Origin of the sequence: endosymbiont of Bathymodiolus septemdierum str. Myojin knoll (assembly GCF_001547755.1) — a bacterium.
GTDB lineage: Bacteria > Pseudomonadota > Gammaproteobacteria > PS1 > Pseudothioglobaceae > Thiodubiliella.
Genome location: NZ_AP013042.1, coordinates 1,436,285 through 1,455,045 on the forward strand (window position 1 = coordinate 1,436,285; position 18,761 = coordinate 1,455,045).

An 18,761-nucleotide genomic window follows, 5' to 3' on the forward strand; every position below is an offset into this window, starting at 1 on the left:
AAGAGGATAAGCAAAATGAGCAACGGAAAAATTACACAGGTTATTGGCGCGGTTATCGATGTCGAATTTGCAGAAGGCAAGATTCCAAGTATTTATGACGCCTTATTAGTGACGGAAACAGGGTTAACCTTAGAGGTTCAACAGCAATTAGGCGATAACATTATTCGTGCCATTGCAATGGGTACTTCTGAAGGCCTTAAACGCGGTCTAGAGGTTTCCAACACAGGTGCAGCGATTAAAGTGCCTGTCGGCGTTAAGACTTTAGGTCGTATTATGAATGTATTGGGTGAACCAATTGATAATGCCGGTGACATTAACCCAGAAGCAGAATGGGAAATCCACCGTAGTGCCCCTGCTTATGATGAATTAGCCCCTGCTGCGGAACTTTTAGAGACAGGTATTAAAGTCATCGACTTAGTTTGCCCATTTGCCAAAGGCGGTAAAGTCGGCTTGTTCGGTGGTGCTGGTGTTGGTAAAACCGTCAATATGATGGAACTTATCCGTAACATCGCGATTGAACATTCGGGTTATTCAGTATTTGCTGGTGTTGGCGAGAGAACTCGTGAAGGTAACGATTTCTACCACGAAATGAAAGAATCTAATGTCCTAGACAAAGTATCCCTGGTCTACGGTCAAATGAACGAGCCACCGGGAAACAGATTGCGTGTGGCTTTGACGGGTTTAACAATGGCTGAGTATTTCCGTGATGAAGGTCGTGATGTTTTATTATTCATTGATAACATTTATCGTTACACACTTGCGGGCACAGAGGTATCAGCGCTTTTAGGTCGTATGCCTTCAGCGGTAGGTTACCAGCCAACGCTTGCCTCAGAAATGGGTGCATTGCAAGAACGAATTACTTCAACTAAGAAAGGCTCAATCACTTCAATCCAAGCAGTTTATGTGCCTGCAGATGACTTGACTGACCCATCTCCGGCAACCACTTTCGCGCACTTAGATGCAACGGTTGTACTGTCTCGTCAAGTAGCAGAATTGGGTATTTACCCTGCAGTAGACCCACTTGATTCCACTTCTCGTCAGTTAGATCCACTCATCGTTGGCGAAGAACACTACAATGTTGCACGAGGCGTGCAAGGTGTGTTGCAACGATACAAAGAATTAAAAGATATTATTGCGATTTTGGGTATGGATGAATTGAGCGAAGAAGATAAGCAATCGGTTTCTCGTGCTAGGAAAATCCAGCGTTTTCTCTCTCAGCCATTTTTCGTGGCAGAGGTGTTCACAGGTTCAGCAGGTAAATATGTGTCACTAAAAGACACAATTTCAGGTTTCAAAGCTATCCTTGACGGCGAAATGGACGACCTTCCAGAGCAAGCATTCTATATGATGGGTTCTATTGACGAAGTGCGTGAAAAAGCAGCGGCGGAGAGTGCGTAAATGACTATTCATGTCGATGTTGTCAGTGCAACGGAGTCTCTTTATTCGGGTGATGCCAAGTGCGTATTTGCACCTGCATCAACGGGTGAATTAGGCATCTATCCAAAGCATGTTGCGCTTTTATCAACATTAAAGCCGGGTGAAGTGCGTATTGAAACTGAAAATGGCATTGAATCTATTTATGTTTCTGGTGGCATTGTTGAAGTTCAGCCTGATGTCGTAACCATATTTTCTGACACAGCGCTTCGTGCTGGCGATTTGGATGAAACTAAGGCATTAGAAGCCAAACAACGGGCAGAGGAAGCAATGGAAAACTCAGAAGGTGACCAAGATTTAAGCAAAACACAAGCTGCTCTTGCCGAGTCAATAGCTCAATTGCAAATGATTAGCAAAATGCGAGGCAAGAAAGGTTAAATACAGATTTTCTTAAAATCAACAACCTTTCCATTCTCCACTAAAACGCTTTCTTCTTCAAGGCGTTTTACTTTAAGCGAAATATCATAGGCAAACTTACCCAAATCCCCATTCGATTTCACCACACGGTGGCAAGGTACTTCAGGCGCAAAAGGATTTTTATTCATAGCAGAACCAACAGCTCTGTATGCATTTGGATGGTTAATCAGTTTGGCAAGCCCACCATAGGTGATGACTTTACCCGCAGGGACTTTTTCTTTAAGGGTTTTGTAGCAAAGTTGTTGGAATTCGGTCATTGCAAATAAGGCGCCATCGCTTTATCGAAATTACCTTGCGCCCTGAGAATAAAATCACAAACTTCACGCACAGCACCGTGTCCGCCGATTTTGTCTGTCGTTAAGTGTGCATGTTGTTTGACTAAATCATGTGCATTGGCAACAGCAATGGCAAAGCCTACTTTGCTCATCACTGGCAAATCAATCACATCATCGCCCACATATGCGACTTCATCAGCACTGACACTGAGCGTTTTTAACAACGCATTAAAGGCAACAACCTTATCACTTTGCCCTTGATAAAAATGTTTAATGCCTAAGTTTTTCATTCGATACTCAACGCTTTTAGTGTTTCTAGCGCTAATCACTGCCACTTCAACGCCGTTGTCTTTGAGCATTTTGATGCCATGTCCATCTAATGCATTAAAACGCTTTATTTCCGAACCATCCTCGGCAAAATATAACCCGCCATCGGTTAAAACGCCGTCCACATCAAAGATGATGAGTTTAATTTTTTTTGCTAATTTGTCTGTGTTCATCTATTTTTCTCCAATCAAATGCGCGCCCCGGATCACTCTTTCTACCTGGGGCAATGTCACTATGACCAACAATATATTTTATCGGATATTGTTGACACAAATAGGCTAGAATTTTATTGAGTTCTCGGTATTGCGCCTTGGTGTAGGCAATATCATCTGCACCTTCTAATTCAATGCCAATGGAAAAATCATTGCAATCATCCCGTCCTTGATAATACGATGCACCTGCATGCCAAGCTTTATCAGCAAAATCAACAAATTGAAGCGTCTCGCCATCACGCTTGATAAGCAAATGGCTGGATACTTTTAGGGTTTTGATGCGATCAAAATACGGATGGGCATAGGGATTTAATTTGTTTTGAAAAAAATCCTCAATATACCCACCCCCAAACTGATTTGGCGGCAAAGATATATTATGAATAACAATCATATCAACCTGTGAATCTCGCTTGCTAAAATTGGGTGATGGACATTGTTTAAAAATCATAATTTTGTAGCCGCCAGATAATCTTTCAACCATTTATCAGCTTCTTTTTTGCTGTATGTCCCTGTCATTGCGTTTGATAAGTCCAGTTCTTCTGAGGCGGATTCAATGCGCCCTATTGCTTTTTTAGCCGAAGGGCTTCCAACTGTTTTTAGCATTGTAATCAATTCTGATTTTTGCGCATCATCAAGCACCTGATATTGTTCTTTTAAGTTGTTGCTGTCGGTGTCTTTATCGGTTCGTTGCTCTATTCTTTCTTTAAAATTTAAGGAGTCGTAACCTAAACAAACCCCTTGTAGTTGTGCACCTGTCAAATTCGCCCCTTGTAGTTGTGCATTCAGCAAATCCGCCCCTTGTAGTTGTGCATCCATCAAATTCGCCCCTTGTAGTTGTGCATTATCAAATTCGCCCCTTGTAGTTGTGTGTGCCGCAAATTCGCCCCTTGTAGTTGTGCACCTATCAAATTCGCCCCTTGTAGTTGTGTGTGCCGCAAATTCGCCCCTTGTAGTTGTGTGTGCCACAAATTCGCCCCTTGTAGTTGTGCATGCAGCAAATTCGCCCCTTGTAGTTGTGCGTGCGATAAATCTAAGGTTTCGTCATAAATCCGGTGGTGCAGGTAGGTTTCTTGCAAATCTACGCCTAATAAACTGATGTTATTAGTGGGGAAATCGTGATTAATCAATAAATTAAACCACTCTTCATGAGCAATAATATTGAGTTGTTTAGTGAGTGAACAACGGTTTATCGCATCTGCTATGCTGAGATTTTTTTGTTTTTTTACTTCTTGCAAGATTTTTTGATGCTGAGTGGCTAAACTGGCGCGGAAAATCTCATACGCACCCCGCCTAAAACTCTCACCATATTCGCCTTTGAGATAGCCGCGCAAAGAATGCAGCGCCGATATTTGCAGGGCAATCTTGTTGTCTGCGTTGTCTTCATCGCCCTCAATATTGCCGGTTGCCCAGCGTTGTAGTTGTTGAAATTCTTTAAGATTGGTGTCTTTTCTGGCGTTGTCAAGTTCCATTAAGTGATTCTTATCACGAAATATCCAAATAACAAAAACAATAGGGGCAGACATCACGATACCTGAGACGCCTACAGAGGTTATCTTAATAAGAATATTATCGATATTAGCAACAAACCAAGGCACATAGGTGCTATTAAATGACGCAACAACAACGGCTGCAGAAATAACACCGAATGCCCTTTTTGTCGTATTGGCAGTTTTTTTATGGTTGTTATGGATGCGCCTAAATTCGGCAATTTTGTTTTGATGTTGCCAATAGGATTGATTAAATTGATGGGTGTAAAAGTTTCTAAAATATCCATTATCAAATACATATCTTAGGTCAATATTTTTATATACTTTAATTTTCTGTAGTTTTTCGCTAAACCCGCTCAAAATATCGCCCCCTTAAAAGTAGCCGTGGATTGTGTTTATCATCAATAAAACTACTGCGCTTATGAATGACATTGTTACATATCATACCTTGGTTTTTTGCCATTAAATGTTGAAAATGATAATCACTGCCTGCGGCTAAAATATCGTCCAATAAGGCGACGGCGGCAACGACTTCACTGGTAAATTGCACATTTTTTTTACGCTGGGTGTAACGCAAATAAAGCCGTTTGTTGTCTTGCATAAAAATTGCACCTGTTGATTTGGGGCGCAAGATTTTGCCATTTTCACTGTGCGCGGGGATGCTCATGGCATCGATTTTGGTGAGTAATTCGGCAGCCTCTGGGCTTTGTTGGCGTAATAAAATATAGAGTATTTCATTATCCAGCCAGCTGTTTTCTCCACCATGATTGGCAGGGTTGACGCAGAATAAACTAAAACTGCGAATGCGCTTATCAGGATGATTGTAATAGCCGTCGGTATGCCAGCCGATGGCTTTATTGGTGTAGGGAATAAATTCGCCTTGTTGCTTGTTGCCTGTTGGGGTAATGTGTGCCAAGCCGTCCTTTTGCACATAAAGATGCTGGTCTTGATTGTTCAAACCAAATTGTTGATTAAATTGGTTGATGGCATTGGCATAATCGGCTTGCGCCGTGATGGCAAATAAAGCAAAATTATTGTAACGACAAAGTTGCTGGATTTTATCTTTTTCAGTATTGGTCAGCGCATACGGGTTGGCAATCTCAACCAAACATGCCTCAATATTGCTTTCGGCATTGGCAAGTTTTTCATCTCGCCAGTATTTATAATCATCTGAATTGTCAAATAGCATTTCGCTATTTTAATTCATTGAGAAAAAAAATCTAAAATTTATGCAATAATTAGCCGTTGATTCTTTTATTAATGGTCCATTGCTGCAATATTGACAAGGTATTGTTGAATACCCAATAAAGCACCAATCCCGACGGAAACCACAAAAACATCACTGTGAACACTAACGGCAACGCCATCATAATCTTAGCCTGTATTGGATCAGCCGGTGGTGGGTTTAGTTTTTGTTGAATAAACATAGAAACACCCATCACAATTGGCAGGATGTAATACGGGTCCATTGCTGATAAGTCTGGCATCCACCAAAAAGCCGTTTGGCGTAATTCAATAGTATCAAGCAACATCCAATAAAAAGCAATAAATACCGGGATTTGCACCATAATCGGCAGACAACCAGAGGCGGGATTTATTTTCTCTTTCTTATACAGTTCCATGGTTTTTTGCCCCATTTTTTGCTTGTCATCGCCATAGGTTTCTTTGAGTTTTGCTAATCTTGGTGCTAATTTTCTCATACCCGCCATTGAGCGATAAGATTTTTCACTAAGCGGATAAAATGTTAACTTAATCAAGAAAGTAATCAAAATAATTGACCAACCCCAACTGCCAATAAACTCGTTAATTTTATGAATGCCCCATGATAGTGGACTGGCGAGAATATCCAAAAACCCATAATCTAGTGTGTAATGCAAGCCTGTTGCCACCTTTTCAATTTTGCCATATTCTTTCGGCCCAACATAAAGTTGATTAGTCGCCAATGTGGCTGTCGTTCCCGCAGCCACGGTCATTTGTTGATTGGCATTGGTTAATTTGTAAATGCCCTTACTTACCTTGGCAGAAAAGTGTTGCGTTTCATTTTGATTTGGAATCCACGCTGCAATAAAATATTGTTGCGCCATTGCTATCCAGCCACCCTGTGCTTGCTGCGATTCAAAATCTTCCCAATTTTTAAACTTATTTTTTTGCACGCTGTCTTTTGCTTTGTCATACACAATGCCGCCCGTAAAAGTCGGCATCGTCACATTGCCTTGATCAATTGGATGGCGACTCAAACGCACATACGACTTAACTGGAATGTCTTGGCTGGTGTTGTTTTTAATTTGATAATCCACGCCCACCACATAACTGCCTTTCTTAAAGTGATAATTCTTCACCACTTGAACGCCGTTTTTACCCTGCCAAGTCAATGGCACCAGTAAAGTATCGCCATTCATTTGATAATCAGTATTGACAGAACGAAAATTAGACAAATGCGTCGGTAACAAATCATTGCTTGATGCTAAACCACTTTGCGCTTGGAATACTTGCCCTGCTTTGTCACTCAATAATTGAAACTTCTCTTCACTGCCCATTTCAACAGGATAGTTATTCAAGAAAGCATTTTGAATCGTGCCACCTTTGTGACTGATTTCTACCGTCAACAAATCCGTGGTTACCGTAGTAAACCCACCCTTTTGAACAACAGTTGGCATAGTCGGCAAATCAATTTCCACTTGTTGCGTGTCCATCATCGGTACATCGCCATTTGCAGTTGGCGCACCTATCAGGGTTGTGGTTGTTTTACGCACGACATTGCCATCTGCATCCACTGTTTGCGTGATTTGCCATTTATCCCATAAGATAAAAACCGTTAAAAAAATTGCAATGCCTAAAAATAATTTTTGATTGTTCATAATAATATTTGCTTAGTGTGAATGTTCTTTTTCTGGTACTGGGTCAAAACCACCCTCATGCCAAGGGTGGCACTTGCCGATGCGTCTAATACTTAAATTAAATCCTTTGAAAAATCCGTGTTGTCGCACTGCTTCATAGGCATACTGCGAGCAAGTTGGGTCAAAACGACAATTAGAACCCAACAAAGGGCTGATGAATAGTTGATAAAATTTAATCGGGACTAACAAAACATATTTCATTGCGTTACCTTCTTAAATAAATTCAATAATTCTACAGATAAAACCCCATTTTTTACAGGCTTTGAACGCCTTGCCATCACCACAAAATCCCAATTGTCCAATTGTTGCTTTTCCAATCTAAAAGTTTCTCGGGCAATACGCTTAAATCGATTTCTATCAACGGCCAAACGATATACTTTCTTCGAAATAGCCAACCCTAAACGAGGTTTAGAATTGTTAACAGGTTTTGCAACGATTTGCCAATACTCGCCTTTTATGAATTTCCCACCTTTAAAAACGCTGGCGTATTCGTTGGCTTTAAGAATTTTGGCTTCATGCGTCAGCCCGAGAGACATTAGGCTGCCAAACGCTTGCGTCCTTTTCTTCTACGAGCGTTAATCACCGCGCGACCTGATTTGGTACGCATTCTTGATCTAAAACCATGTTTTCTTGCACGCTTGATAACACTCGGTTGAAAGGTTCTTTTTTGTTTCATAATTAGTTACGGTCAAATAAAATGAGCAATTTTACCATAATCAGAGTGTTACAATAAAAATAGTGCAATTCTATTAAACAAAATTAGAAAAATGAATTTAACATATTGGTTACTCCTATTAAAAGCGCCTCGTGTCGGTCCGCGTACCTTTTATAAGGCATTGCAAGTTTTTGAAACGCCCGAGCAAGTCTTTTCTGCCAGCAAGACCGAACGCAAAGAAAGTGGTGTATTTCAAACAAAAGCATTAGATTTTTTAGACGCTGCCGACACCAGTTTGGTTCAAGCCGACCTCGATTGGGCGCAAAGCGACGATTGCCACATCTTGACTTTAATTGACGATAATTACCCGGAATCACTCAAAAACATCCACGATCCACCACCCCTATTGTATGTCAGAGGCAACATCGAATGCCTATCGATGCCCCAACTTGCCATCGTCGGCTCGCGTAATCCTAGCGCTGGCGGCAAAGAAAATGCGCAATCCTTTGCCAAATCTTTAGCCCAATCAGGCTTGGTCATTACTTCTGGCATGGCAAGTGGTATTGACGCCTATGCCCACATGGGCGCACTAGAAGTTAACAAACCCACCATCGCTGTTTGTGGCACGGGATTGGACAGAATTTACCCCGCAAAACACAAATCAATGGCACACCAAATTACCAAAATAGGAGCTTTGGTTTCTGAATTTTGCATTGGCACTACCCCCATCGGCACAAATTTCCCAAGACGCAATCGCATCATCAGCGGCTTAAGTCTCGGCACTTTGGTAATTGAAGCCAGCATTAAAAGTGGCACCATGATTACTGCCAAACTCGCCGCCGAACAATGCAAAGAAGTTTTTGCCATCCCCAGTTCTATCCACAACCCGCTCTCAAAAGGCTGCCATCAACTCATCAAAAACGGCGCAAAATTAGTAGAAGATATTGATGACATTTTGGACGAGTTACAATTTGAATCGTCAAGCCTATTATTAAAGGAAAATGTGACTATTTCTGAAAAAGAGTTGGATGACACCCCCTTTATACTATTAAAATACCTAAGTTATGACGCCATCAGCATTGACGAATTGGTTGAAAAAAGTGGGCTTAGCCCCCAAATTATCACCCAAGAGCTGCTTTTATTAGAACTTAACAACAAAGTCGCACAAACTGATGGCTCCAGTTATGTGTTAACTAAATGAGGTTTTATGACAAATAATATTCTTGATGTTTTAACTTATATGTTCGATTACTTGTTTGAAGCTGCCGACGAATCGACGGGAGAAATCGATGATACCGCCTTAAAAGCACACCTTTCAAATGCAGGTTTCGAAGTTATGCGCATCAACAAGGCTTTAGATTGGCTAGAGAACATTGCCAGCCTACAAAATGGAGAGGCCCAAGCATTTTCCAACACGCAAGGCGGTCTACGCATCTACACCAACGCAGAAAAAATTAGATTAGACGCCAAAGCGCGTGGCTTCCTATTGTTTATGGAAAACATAGGCCAACTAACTGCCATTCAACGCGAAATCGTCATTGAACGGGTAATGTCACTAGATGTAAACAACCTCAATCTTGAAGACCTAAAATGGGTGGTTATGATGGTCATCGGCAACAGCGACGATGCCGATGAAATATCACCAGAATGGCTAGAATCTGTTGTTTTTCTTGATGATAACCACACCGTTCAGTAAGGAAAAACCGTCATAATGTCAAAAAATTTAGTCATCGTTGAGTCCCCTGCCAAAGCCAAAACCATTGAGAAATTTTTAGGCAAAGACTATATCGTCAAATCTAGCATTGGTCACATCCGTGATATGCCAAAAAAAGACATGGGCATTGATATTGAAAACAACTTTGAACCCACCTACGAAATCACCGCTGACAAGAAAAAAGTCGTCGCCGACCTAAGAAAATCCGTCAAAATCTCTGAAAAAGTCTATCTCGCAACGGATGAGGACCGCGAAGGGGAGGCCATCGCTTGGCACCTGCTCAAAGCACTTAATCTACCAGACGACACCCCAAGAATTGTTTTCCACGAAATCACCAAAGGGGCAATCACCAACGCCATCACTCAACCCAGAGTGGTGGACCAAAATATCGTTGATGCCCAGCAAGCCCGTCGTATTATTGACCGCTTGGTCGGTTTTGAAATCTCCCCAGTCCTCTGGCGTAAGGTTTCGGGTGCGCGTTCCGCAGGTCGAGTACAGTCACCAGTGATGCGCCTGGTGGTGGAAAGAGAAAGAGAAATTACCGACCACACCGCTAAAAATACTTATAAAGTCAAAGCAGAATTGGTCAATACTGCGGGTGAAGTTATTGAAGTTAAAATCGGCAAAGATTTTGCCAACAAAGCGGAAGCGTTGGCTTTTTCCACTGCACTTTTAAGCAGTGATTTAAGCGTTGCTTCAATTGAGAAAAAGCCATCAAAACGCTCTCCAAAATCGCCTTTTATCACTTCAACCCTACAACAAGAAGCCTCACAAAAATTAGGCTTCTCCGTCAAGCAAACAATGACCCTCGCACAAAACCTCTACCGCGAAGGTGCCATTACTTATATGAGAACCGATTCATTCACTCTCTCAGAAGAGGCTATTTCTGCCGCGGAAAAAGTCATTAAACAAGAATTTGGTGAGCAATATCATCAAACCAGACGCTATAAAACCAAGGATGCTGGCGCCCAAGAAGCACACGAAGCCATTCGCCCAACCGACTTAACCAAACCAAGTATTTTCGGCATCGAAGACCAAGCGGCAAAACTCTACAGCCTAATCTACAAACGCACCTTAGCATCGCAAATGAGTGACGCACAATTAGAAAGAACGCAAATAAAAATCAACATTACAGGTCGTGATGAGCAATTTTTAGCCAATGGCGAAGTATTGGTTTTCCCAGGTTTCTTACGCGTTTACGACTACCTGTCGTCAGAAGATAAACTTTTACCCAGCCTTGTCCAAGGCGACGCCTTAACCTTAACAAGTTTCGCCGCTAGAGAAAGTTTCTCAAAAGCAAAACCTCGCTACACCGAAGCCTCATTGGTGAAAAAAATCGAAGAAATGGGCATCGGCAGACCTTCAACTTTTGCCACCATGGTTTCCACCGTGCAAGAGCGAAATTATGTCACCAAAGAAACCCGAGAAGGCACAGAACGCGAATTTCAACTGATTGAAATCATCGACAACAAAGTGGTCGAATCCACCTCTACAGAAACAACTGGAGCAGAAAAAAACAAGCTTTTCCCAACCAGTGTCGCCTACCTACTCACCGACTTCTTAGTCAAATATTTTGACGACATCATTGACTACCAATTCACCGCAAAATTAGAAAGTAATTTTGACACTATTGCCACAAAAAATACCCCATGGCAAGGTGTAGTAAAGGACTTCTATACCCCTTTCCATAAAAAAATTGAAGGCGCCGAAAACATTTCCAGAGAAGAAGTCAGTGGCATGCGCGAACTCGGCACCGACCCAAAAAGTGGAAAACCCGTTAGCGTACGCTTCGGCAGATACGGTGCTTTCGCTCAAATCGGCCACAAAGACGACGAAGACAAACCGCTTTTCGCCTCACTCCGTGGCTCACTAAACCTTGAAACCATTACCTTTGAAGAGGCGTTAGAACTCTTCAATATGCCACGCACCGTCGGCGAAACCAACGACTTCGGCACCATCAAAGCCAACTACGGTCGCTTCGGTCCCTACATCCAATACGGAAAAAAATATGTTTCCCTTAAAGAAACTACCCCCGAAGAAGTCACCCTAGAAGAAGCCTTGGTCCTGATCAAAGCCAAAGAAAAATTCGACGCCGAACGCATCATCAAAACCTTTGATAACGAAGAAATTCAAATTCTCAACGGTCGCTTCGGCCCCTACATCTGGAACGGCAAGAAAAAAGGCAAAGGTCAAAAAAACATCACCATCAAAAAAGTCTTCGGCGAAAAACTTCCCTCTGACTTAACCCTTGAAGAATGCAAAAAAGCCATCTCTAATAAACTCAAACCAAAAGCCAAACCTAAAAAGAAAAAAGCAATCAAGAAATAGCGTAAATCATCTAAAATGGCTTTATGGAAAAAATAGCCATCAATCCAAATCGTCTAGCCTGGTGTTGTGAAACGCTTGAGATAGATGTATCTCTACTATATAAAGATATCAGATTTGCAGAAAATACTATTGCTAACGCAATGAAAGGCAAAAAGTCTTTAACTATAAATCAATTGCAAAATATTGCAAAATATTTTAACCGCAGTTTGCTATTTTTTCTTGAACCTAAAGATGTCAACTATGAAAAGGTTTACTCTCCGCAATTTCGCACTATTAACAATCAAAAACCGCTACATTCTAGAAAGATAAACACGTTAATTGAGAATGTTGAGCAACATCGAAAAATCTATTTAAACTTATTAAATGAATTGGGCACGCCAATGACAGGTAGTTGGCATCCAGAACAAATAAACTCTACTGATAGCACTAAACAAAGTGCCGATAATGCTAGAGAGTGGTTAGGCATTCGAGATAACCTTGATTTTAATGAGCTAAGGGCGCTAGTAGAAAGCAAAGGTATTATGGTATTTGTTAGTAATGGCTACTCTGGTAAATGGCAAATAGGTAAAGATAGTTCTGTACGTGGTTTTGCACTTTATTATGAAATACTACCAATTATTGTTATAAAAAAACAAATTAGCAAGGGCGCACAAGCCTTTACTTTGCTACATGAATTGGCACACTTATTATTGCATAAAGAAAGTATACTAGATGAAAACAAAGATTTCTATACTTATAGTGGGAAAGAAAAACAGGCCAATGAATTTTCTAGTAACACTTTAATGCCCGATAATTCCATCAATACAATTGATTTAAATAAATTACAAAATTTAGATATACACGAGTATGATGATTTTTTAGAGCCGTTTAAAAAGCGTTGGTGCGTTAGTGGTGATGCAATTCTATATCGATTATTTAGAGACAATAAAATTACCAAAGTCCATTATCAGGCTTATAGGGATCTAAAAGAAAAACAAACCAAAGAAAAAAAGTTAAAAGAGGAAAGACAAAAACAACTAGGTACTTATAAACCACCGCCTAGAATGTATCGACATAGAGAGCCCGTCAATATTTTTGGTAGAGCCTATGTGGGAACTGTTTTAGATGCTTTGCAAAATAAGCATATTACTTTAAGTAAGGCCAGTACGTATTTAGATAACCTCAAAATACGCACGCTTCATAAATTGGAGGGTGATTTTGTATAACTTTGATGCATCGGCTATTGTTGACCTGTGGGACAATTACCCTTTCAACAACGAGGTGTTTAAACCTTTATGGGGTAAATTTGTAGAGAACATTGAGAAAAAAGTGTTTGTTATATCTGACATTGCCCTTAACGAAACAAAATCTAAAATAGACTCAAATATTTTTAATGGTTTGGTGTGTGACATCAAAATTTATAAAAAAGAAGTTCGTGACTTGACAGTGGCTCAAAGTATTAAATTATCGATAGAAATAGAGGGTGATAATTACGGCGAAGGTGTAGGTGAAAACGATATTTTTATTGTTGCCATCAGTAAAAGAATTGATGCAATTTTAGTCACTAATGAAAATAGGCAGCCTTCGTTACCACAAATAAAATCAAAATATAAAATGCCTGCAGTTTGTGGATTGCAGGAAGTGAGCGTTAAAAGTATTAACCTGACTGAATTATTGCATGAGTCACCTTTGTGGCAATGTCCTTAATTGACCAATTTAAAACAATACCATGCAAATTTTAAAACAACATTGGGAAAACACTTTAATTGACTTAGTTAAAAGTGCGAATGAGAAAATCTATCTCTCATCTCCTTTTATTAAAGAAAAAGTTGCCCAAGTCATAGTTGACAATAAAAATGACAGGGTGGATTGCAGATTACTCACAAAATTTACTTTGCCAAATATGCGTGGAGGTGGGCTTGATTTAGGTGCGGTAAAAGCATTTAAAGATAACGATTTTTCATTAAAAAATATAGACAACCTACATGCAAAGATTTTTATTTTTGACAACAAAGCAATTATTACTTCTGCAAATTTAACCAATGGCGGACTGCATAATAATCTTGAATATGGTATTTTGCTAGAAAATGAAACAAAGATAGAGAAAGACTTTCTAAATTATTACAACAATAAAGACTACCAGCAGATAGAAAACAAACACCTTTTAAAGGTGCAAGCGTTATTAGGTAAACTGCCTAAAATACAAAGATCTAAAAATCTGAATGGGGGTGTTCAAATTTTTGCCAAGGAATTGAATGAGAAGTTATCAACTGGCAATCAAAAAGTATTTGATGGTATTGAGAAAATAGGTCTAGAAATATTTACCACGCAAGATATTTATCAATTTAAAGATCAGTTTTCAGGCAAAACGCCTGAAAATACAATTAGGCGAAATCTACAAGAATTAAGAAATATTGGATTGTTAGAATTTGTTGAAAAAGGTGTTTATAAAAAATTATGGGAGTAATGGTAACATAATGCTAACTAGACTTGTGAAAGTAGGTGCTCAATCAATAGAATAGGTCGATAATCACATCTATCTAATACTAAAAGAATTACAGGGTAGCTTGACATAAAAACAAACTTTGCAAGTGTAAAATATCTAACTTTCTACACAATAAAAAAAAACATGTTATTAATCAGCGAAGTAATGATTGCAAACCCAGCGTTGGACTCTTTTGAAGACTTGGTGGTGGTGTTAAAGACGATTGCCAATGAGTCGGATGAGCGATTTTTTCAGATGGATGTGAAGCCAGATTATGGGGACACACCTGAGAATTGGGAGGACCGCCTGGAAGCGGCCTTTTATTAGGAGGAAACAAAATGGGATTTAAATATTTGAACAAAGGCGAGGATATTTTCGACGGCGATGACGGCGAGGATGTTTATGCGAATGAAGCGCAGTTGACGGCGAGACTGGAATATTTTGAAGAACAGATTGCACAGATGAATGAAAGCACGCCTACTGAAGAACGCATTAAAGCGTTGTTGGAGATTGGGCGGATTCAGGTTGAACGCTATAAGGGTGCAGATGCTTGGGAGAAGGCCTGGACAGCATTTATGCTGGCACAGGATGACGAATTATGGGAATTGGCAGTTGAGGCTTGCGATGTGATGTTTTTGTCAGAAGGTCCAGATGCACTGGTAGCACTTGGGCATGCGTTGTGGCTGGGGATTACTTTTCCAATTGACCCTGAAATTACGGTAGCAATGTTACAGCACTTAGTGGAGGAGTCCCCCGAGGAGGCAGATACGCGTGCGGTAGCGGCGACGGTGGCACATTATGTGACTTCGATGCGTTGTGGTCCGGATGATGATTTGACTTTTTTCACTTCGCAGATGCTTGCCAGTGTGGCGGATAAGCACTCGCATGTGACTGACCAAACGACTTTTGATATGTGGCATCGGACGCTGCAACTGGATAAGCCAGAGGTGTTCTTGCCGAAACTTTCAGGAGCAATTGACCAATTGGTTGAAGACAAATGGTGGATCGATAGGGATGCCATTAGAGCGAAATTAGAGGCTGAAAATCCAAATGACAATGAGGATTAAAATTTGTGGTTTTACCAACGCGCAGAATGCAAGAGAGGCATCTCTGCTAGGGATAGATGCAATTGGTCTGGTGTTTTATGATAAATCGCCCCGTTTTGTAGAGGTGGAAAAGGCATTGGAAATTGTCAATGCTTTGCCGCCATTTGTTAATCGCGTGGGGTTGTTTGTGAATGCAAATTCCAGTTTTATTGATGAGGTGTTATGCGAGGTGCCATTAGATACTTTACAATTTCACGGCGATGAGTCACCAACAGAATGTAGTCAGTATGGCATACCTTTTATTAAGGCGTTGCGGGTAACGACAGAAATGGATATCAATAAAATGGCGAGCGATTATCATCAAGCCAGTGGCTTATTATTAGATGCTTTTCACAAAGGGGAATATGGTGGCACGGGCAAAAAATTTGACTGGGGATTGGCAAAAATAGAGGCTGATTTACCGATTATTTTGGCGGGCGGTTTAAATCCTGAGACGGTTAATGATGCGATTAAACAAGTAAATCCTTATGCTGTAGATGTATCAAGTGGTGTGGAAAGCATAAAGGGCATAAAAGATATTAACAAAATTAAACATTTTATTCAACAAGCAAACCTATGAGTAACTACAACTTACCCGATGATAAGGGTCATTTCGAACAATTTGGCGGTGTTTTTATTGCAGAAACACTGATGACTGCGGTTTCTGAATTAAAAGAAGCGTATGAAAAATATAAAGATGATGCCGATTTTTTAACCGAATTTAAAGACGATTTGAAGCATTATGTCGGGCGTGAAACGCCACTTTATCACGCAAAAAATCTCAGTGAAAAACTCGGCGGTGCGCAGATTTATTTAAAACGCGAAGACCTCAATCACACGGGTGCACATAAGGTTAATAACACCATTGGTCAGATGTTGTTGGCAAAACGAATGGGCAAAACGCGTATTATTGCAGAAACTGGTGCAGGGCAGCACGGCGTGGCAACGGCAACAGTGGCGGCGCGTTTAGGCTTAGAGTGTGTCATTTATATGGGTGAAGTTGATGTGGCGCGGCAGGCGTTAAATGTATTTCGGATGAAATTATTAGGGGCAACGGTTGTGCCAGTAACTTCGGGCTCGAAGACACTAAAAGATGCATTGAATGAAGCGATGCGGGACTGGGTAACGAATATTGACGATACTTTTTATATCATCGGCACCGTGGCAGGTCCGCACCCTTATCCGATGATGGTGCGTGATTTTCAAAGTATTATCGGCAAAGAAGCTAAAGTGCAATTTGCACAGCAAGTTGGCGGGTTGCCTGATGCGTTGGTAGCTTGTGTGGGTGGTGGCTCGAATGCAATTGGCTTGTTCCACGAATTCATTGACGACAAATCTGTTGAAATTTACGGCGTTGAAGCAGCAGGTCATGGGCTTGAAAAAGGACCAACTGCACACGCAGCACCGCTTTGTGCTGGTAATATCGGTGTCTTACATGGCAATCGTACCTATTTAATGGAAGATAAAAATGGGCAGATTATTGAAGGTCACTCAATTAGTGCGGGCTTGGATTATCCAGGTGTTGGCCCTGAACACGCCTACTTAAAAGACAGTGGTCGTGCACAATATGTGGCGATTACCGATAAAGAAGCTTTAGATGCATTCCACACCCTCACAAGGGTTGAAGGTATTTTGCCAGCACTGGAATCCTCACATGCTGTTGCTTACGGCATCAAACTTGCCCAGGAATGGAACAAGGATAAACATATTGTTATAAACCTATCAGGGCGTGGCGACAAGGATATTCATACAATTGCTGAGATTGAAGGTATAGAGTTTTAGTTTTTTTTAATCGGTTTATTCCAGTTTTTTAGACTTATTTGTTTGGAACGGCTGAGTGTTAATCGCCCTTCTGGACTATCTTTGGTAATGGTTGATCCGGCGCCAATAGTGGCATTTTTACCAAGAGTGACAGGCGCAATGAGTTGCGAATCTGAACCGACGAACACGCCATCTCCGATAATGGTTTGGTGTTTGTTAACGCCATCGTAATTGCAGGTAATAACGCCAGCACCGATGTTGACAGCCCTGCCCATTGTGGTATCGCCAATATAACTGAGGTGTGAGACTTTTGAACCTTTGCCGATGGTGGATTTTTTTACTTCAACAAAATTGCCGATTTTGGCATCTTCACCGATGTTAGAATCTGGACGAATGCGAGCAAACGGACCAATGGAGGCGCCATCTCCGATAATGGCATCTTCGATGATTGAATTTGGCAAAATAGCGACATTATTTCCAATTTTAGCGTTTTTTAGGATGCAATTCGATGCAATTAGCGTATTATCGCCTAAAGACACATCACCTTTAATTAAGACATTAACATCAATTTCACAATCTTGCCCAAAACTGAGTGTGCCACGACAATCAAAACGCAACGGGTCTTTTAATGTTAAACCATTTTGCATAAATTTAGTGGCTTGGTTTTTTTGAAAAACGCGCTCTAACTCTGCTAATTGCACTTTGTCATTCACGCCTGCTACCTCAAATTCATTATCAGCAATAACAGAGGCAATGATTTTTCCATCTGCAACTGCCATTGCAATAATATCGGTTAAATAAAGTTCGCCTTGGGCGTTATTTGTGTCTAATTTGTCTAAATAGACCTTCAATAAGCCACTATTGACCGCCATAATACCTGTATTTACCTCAGAAATGGCAATCTGCTCTATATTTGCGTCTTTTTGTTCGATAATGGCTTGAATTTTTCCATTTTTACGCAAAATTCTCCCATATCCTGTTGGATTATCCAAAATAACGGACAATAATGCCACGCCCTGCTTTTCCGCTTGGGCGATTAATTTTTTCAGTGTAGATTGCTCAATCAAAGGCACATCGCCATATAAAATCAAAGAAATGGAGTCGTTGTTAATCTGTGGCATCGCCTGGACAACGGCGTGCCCTGTGCCTAATTGTTCAACTTGTTGCACCCATTTAATGCTATCGTCATTGATTGCCTGTTGTACTTGTTCACCACCGAAGCCATAAACAACAAAGACTTGCGAACAAAGTTGCTGCGCTTGAATCAGTACATGTTGAAGCAGGGTTTTATCTGATAAGGCTTGTAACACCTTTGGCTTGGTAGAGTTCATACGGGCGCCTTTACCGGCAGCGAGAATAATTGCGTTTATTTTGTTCATAACCTGCATTTTAGTATATAATTCTTTCTCTTTGAGATTTAACGAATAAATTAAGACTATGCAAGCAGATATCCACCCAAATTATAATCCAGTAAAAGTCGTGTGTTCTTGTGGCAACACTTTTGAGTCGCGTTCAACCATCGGTAAAGAAGAGTTACACTTAGATGTATGCTCTTCTTGTCATCCTTTCTACACAGGTAAGCAAAAAATTATGGACAGTGCAGGTCGGGTTGAGAAATTTAAATCTCGTTACGCTGCGTTCAAACGATAAACAAGAAATTTTTGATAAAAAAAGCCACATTTTTGTGGCTTTTTTTATGCCCGAT

At 40.7% G+C, this 18,761-nt stretch carries 24 protein-coding genes; 13 read left to right on the top strand and 11 right to left on the bottom strand.

From position 1 onward, the window contains the following. The first annotated feature begins 15 nt into the window (after window positions 1-15). Together atpD and BSEPE_RS07585 are read left to right on the top strand one after the other, a co-directional pair. Window positions 16-1,398, top strand: a complete 1,383-nt coding sequence (atpD, locus tag BSEPE_RS07580; RefSeq protein WP_066045821.1) for a F0F1 ATP synthase subunit beta — start codon at window positions 16-18, stop codon at window positions 1,396-1,398. Next, window positions 1,399-1,812, top strand: coding sequence for a F0F1 ATP synthase subunit epsilon (locus BSEPE_RS07585; protein WP_066045824.1), 414 nt, complete (start codon window positions 1,399-1,401; stop codon window positions 1,810-1,812). On the opposite strand, the gene BSEPE_RS07590 is transcribed toward BSEPE_RS07585, so the two are convergent. Genes BSEPE_RS07590 through rpmH form a run of 10 tightly spaced genes read right to left on the bottom strand, consistent with a single transcriptional unit; the run spans window position 1,809 to window position 7,725 of the window. Next, the gene (locus BSEPE_RS07590) at window positions 1,809-2,108 is read right to left on the bottom strand and encodes an MGMT family protein (protein ID WP_066045826.1); all 300 of its coding nucleotides are present in this window, start codon (window positions 2,106-2,108) and stop codon (window positions 1,809-1,811) included. The two genes, BSEPE_RS07585 and BSEPE_RS07590, sit on opposite strands and share 4 nt — an antisense overlap. Then, window positions 2,105-2,626: a 3-deoxy-manno-octulosonate-8-phosphatase KdsC gene (kdsC, locus tag BSEPE_RS07595; protein WP_066045829.1), complete on the bottom strand. Its 522-nt coding sequence runs from the start codon at window positions 2,624-2,626 to the stop codon at window positions 2,105-2,107. The genes BSEPE_RS07590 and kdsC overlap by 4 nt, the downstream gene beginning before the upstream one ends. Beyond that, the gene (gene ampD / locus BSEPE_RS07600; protein WP_066045832.1) at window positions 2,595-3,146 is read right to left on the bottom strand and encodes a 1,6-anhydro-N-acetylmuramyl-L-alanine amidase AmpD; all 552 of its coding nucleotides are present in this window, start codon (window positions 3,144-3,146) and stop codon (window positions 2,595-2,597) included. The genes kdsC and ampD overlap by 32 nt, the downstream gene beginning before the upstream one ends. Then, on the bottom strand, window positions 3,110-3,481 hold the full coding sequence (locus tag BSEPE_RS07605) for a pentapeptide repeat-containing protein (RefSeq protein WP_066045835.1): 372 nt from the start codon (window positions 3,479-3,481) through the stop codon (window positions 3,110-3,112). Before BSEPE_RS07605 ends, ampD begins: the two co-directional genes overlap by 37 nt. Then, complete coding sequence (locus BSEPE_RS08295) at window positions 3,481-4,512, bottom strand: pentapeptide repeat-containing protein (RefSeq protein WP_066045838.1); 1,032 nt, start codon at window positions 4,510-4,512, stop codon at window positions 3,481-3,483. The genes BSEPE_RS07605 and BSEPE_RS08295 overlap by 1 nt, the downstream gene beginning before the upstream one ends. Further along, window positions 4,499-5,341 (bottom strand): TauD/TfdA family dioxygenase, encoded by an 843-nt coding sequence (locus BSEPE_RS07615; protein ID WP_066045841.1) that lies wholly within the window; start codon window positions 5,339-5,341, stop codon window positions 4,499-4,501. Before BSEPE_RS07615 ends, BSEPE_RS08295 begins: the two co-directional genes overlap by 14 nt. Window positions 5,342-5,390: 49 nt before the next feature. Further along, window positions 5,391-7,010, bottom strand: coding sequence for a membrane protein insertase YidC (gene yidC, locus BSEPE_RS07620; protein WP_066045844.1), 1,620 nt, complete (start codon window positions 7,008-7,010; stop codon window positions 5,391-5,393). A 12-nt stretch (window positions 7,011-7,022) separates the two neighbouring features. After that, a complete protein-coding gene (gene yidD / locus BSEPE_RS07625) occupies window positions 7,023-7,250 on the bottom strand; it encodes a membrane protein insertion efficiency factor YidD (protein WP_066045848.1) in 228 nt (75 codons plus the stop codon). Further along, window positions 7,247-7,585, bottom strand: a complete 339-nt coding sequence (rnpA, locus tag BSEPE_RS07630; RefSeq protein ID WP_066045851.1) for a ribonuclease P protein component — start codon at window positions 7,583-7,585, stop codon at window positions 7,247-7,249. Before rnpA ends, yidD begins: the two co-directional genes overlap by 4 nt. After that, on the bottom strand, window positions 7,585-7,725 hold the full coding sequence (rpmH, locus tag BSEPE_RS07635; RefSeq protein WP_066045854.1) for a 50S ribosomal protein L34: 141 nt from the start codon (window positions 7,723-7,725) through the stop codon (window positions 7,585-7,587). Before rpmH ends, rnpA begins: the two co-directional genes overlap by 1 nt. Before the next feature lie 91 nt (window positions 7,726-7,816). Here rpmH and dprA point away from each other — a divergent pair, with 91 nt between their 5' ends. The 10 genes from dprA to trpB all read left to right on the top strand — a co-directional run bounded on the left by dprA (window position 7,817) and on the right by trpB (window position 17,077). Next, a complete protein-coding gene (gene dprA / locus BSEPE_RS07640; RefSeq protein WP_066045857.1) occupies window positions 7,817-8,905 on the top strand; it encodes a DNA-processing protein DprA in 1,089 nt (362 codons plus the stop codon). 6 nt (window positions 8,906-8,911) lie between these two features. Beyond that, complete coding sequence (locus BSEPE_RS07645; protein WP_066045861.1) at window positions 8,912-9,400, top strand: DUF494 family protein; 489 nt, start codon at window positions 8,912-8,914, stop codon at window positions 9,398-9,400. Window positions 9,401-9,415: 15 nt separating this feature from the next. Continuing rightward, window positions 9,416-11,746 carry a type I DNA topoisomerase gene (gene topA, locus BSEPE_RS07650; protein WP_066045866.1) on the top strand — a complete coding sequence of 777 codons (2,331 nt, stop codon included), beginning with the start codon at window positions 9,416-9,418 and terminating at the stop codon, window positions 11,744-11,746. 23 nt (window positions 11,747-11,769) lie between these two features. Beyond that, window positions 11,770-12,951, top strand: coding sequence for an ImmA/IrrE family metallo-endopeptidase (locus BSEPE_RS07655; protein ID WP_066045868.1), 1,182 nt, complete (start codon window positions 11,770-11,772; stop codon window positions 12,949-12,951). Beyond that, entirely contained in the window at window positions 12,944-13,432 is a 489-nt protein-coding gene (locus BSEPE_RS07660; protein WP_066045871.1) for a DUF4411 family protein, read from the top strand. The genes BSEPE_RS07655 and BSEPE_RS07660 overlap by 8 nt, the downstream gene beginning before the upstream one ends. A 22-nt stretch (window positions 13,433-13,454) precedes the next feature. Beyond that, complete coding sequence (locus BSEPE_RS07665; protein WP_066045874.1) at window positions 13,455-14,192, top strand: phospholipase D-like domain-containing protein; 738 nt, start codon at window positions 13,455-13,457, stop codon at window positions 14,190-14,192. 162 nt (window positions 14,193-14,354) lie between these two features. Continuing rightward, entirely contained in the window at window positions 14,355-14,537 is a 183-nt protein-coding gene (locus BSEPE_RS07670; protein ID WP_066045879.1) for a sulfur relay protein DsrC, read from the top strand. 11 nt (window positions 14,538-14,548) lie between these two features. Then, complete coding sequence (locus BSEPE_RS07675) at window positions 14,549-15,277, top strand: hypothetical protein (protein WP_066045884.1); 729 nt, start codon at window positions 14,549-14,551, stop codon at window positions 15,275-15,277. Continuing rightward, window positions 15,267-15,875 (top strand): phosphoribosylanthranilate isomerase, encoded by a 609-nt coding sequence (locus BSEPE_RS07680; protein WP_408065657.1) that lies wholly within the window; start codon window positions 15,267-15,269, stop codon window positions 15,873-15,875. Before BSEPE_RS07675 ends, BSEPE_RS07680 begins: the two co-directional genes overlap by 11 nt. Continuing rightward, window positions 15,872-17,077 (top strand): tryptophan synthase subunit beta, encoded by a 1,206-nt coding sequence (gene trpB / locus BSEPE_RS07685; protein WP_066045890.1) that lies wholly within the window; start codon window positions 15,872-15,874, stop codon window positions 17,075-17,077. Before BSEPE_RS07680 ends, trpB begins: the two co-directional genes overlap by 4 nt. Here trpB and glmU read toward each other — a convergent pair. Next, the gene (gene glmU / locus BSEPE_RS07690) at window positions 17,074-18,435 is read right to left on the bottom strand and encodes a bifunctional UDP-N-acetylglucosamine diphosphorylase/glucosamine-1-phosphate N-acetyltransferase GlmU (protein ID WP_066045893.1); all 1,362 of its coding nucleotides are present in this window, start codon (window positions 18,433-18,435) and stop codon (window positions 17,074-17,076) included. The two genes, trpB and glmU, sit on opposite strands and share 4 nt — an antisense overlap. A 58-nt stretch (window positions 18,436-18,493) precedes the next feature. On the opposite strand from glmU, the gene rpmE reads away from it, so the two are divergent. Further along, entirely contained in the window at window positions 18,494-18,706 is a 213-nt protein-coding gene (gene rpmE / locus BSEPE_RS07695; RefSeq protein ID WP_066045897.1) for a 50S ribosomal protein L31, read from the top strand. The last annotated feature ends 55 nt before the right edge of the window (window positions 18,707-18,761 follow it).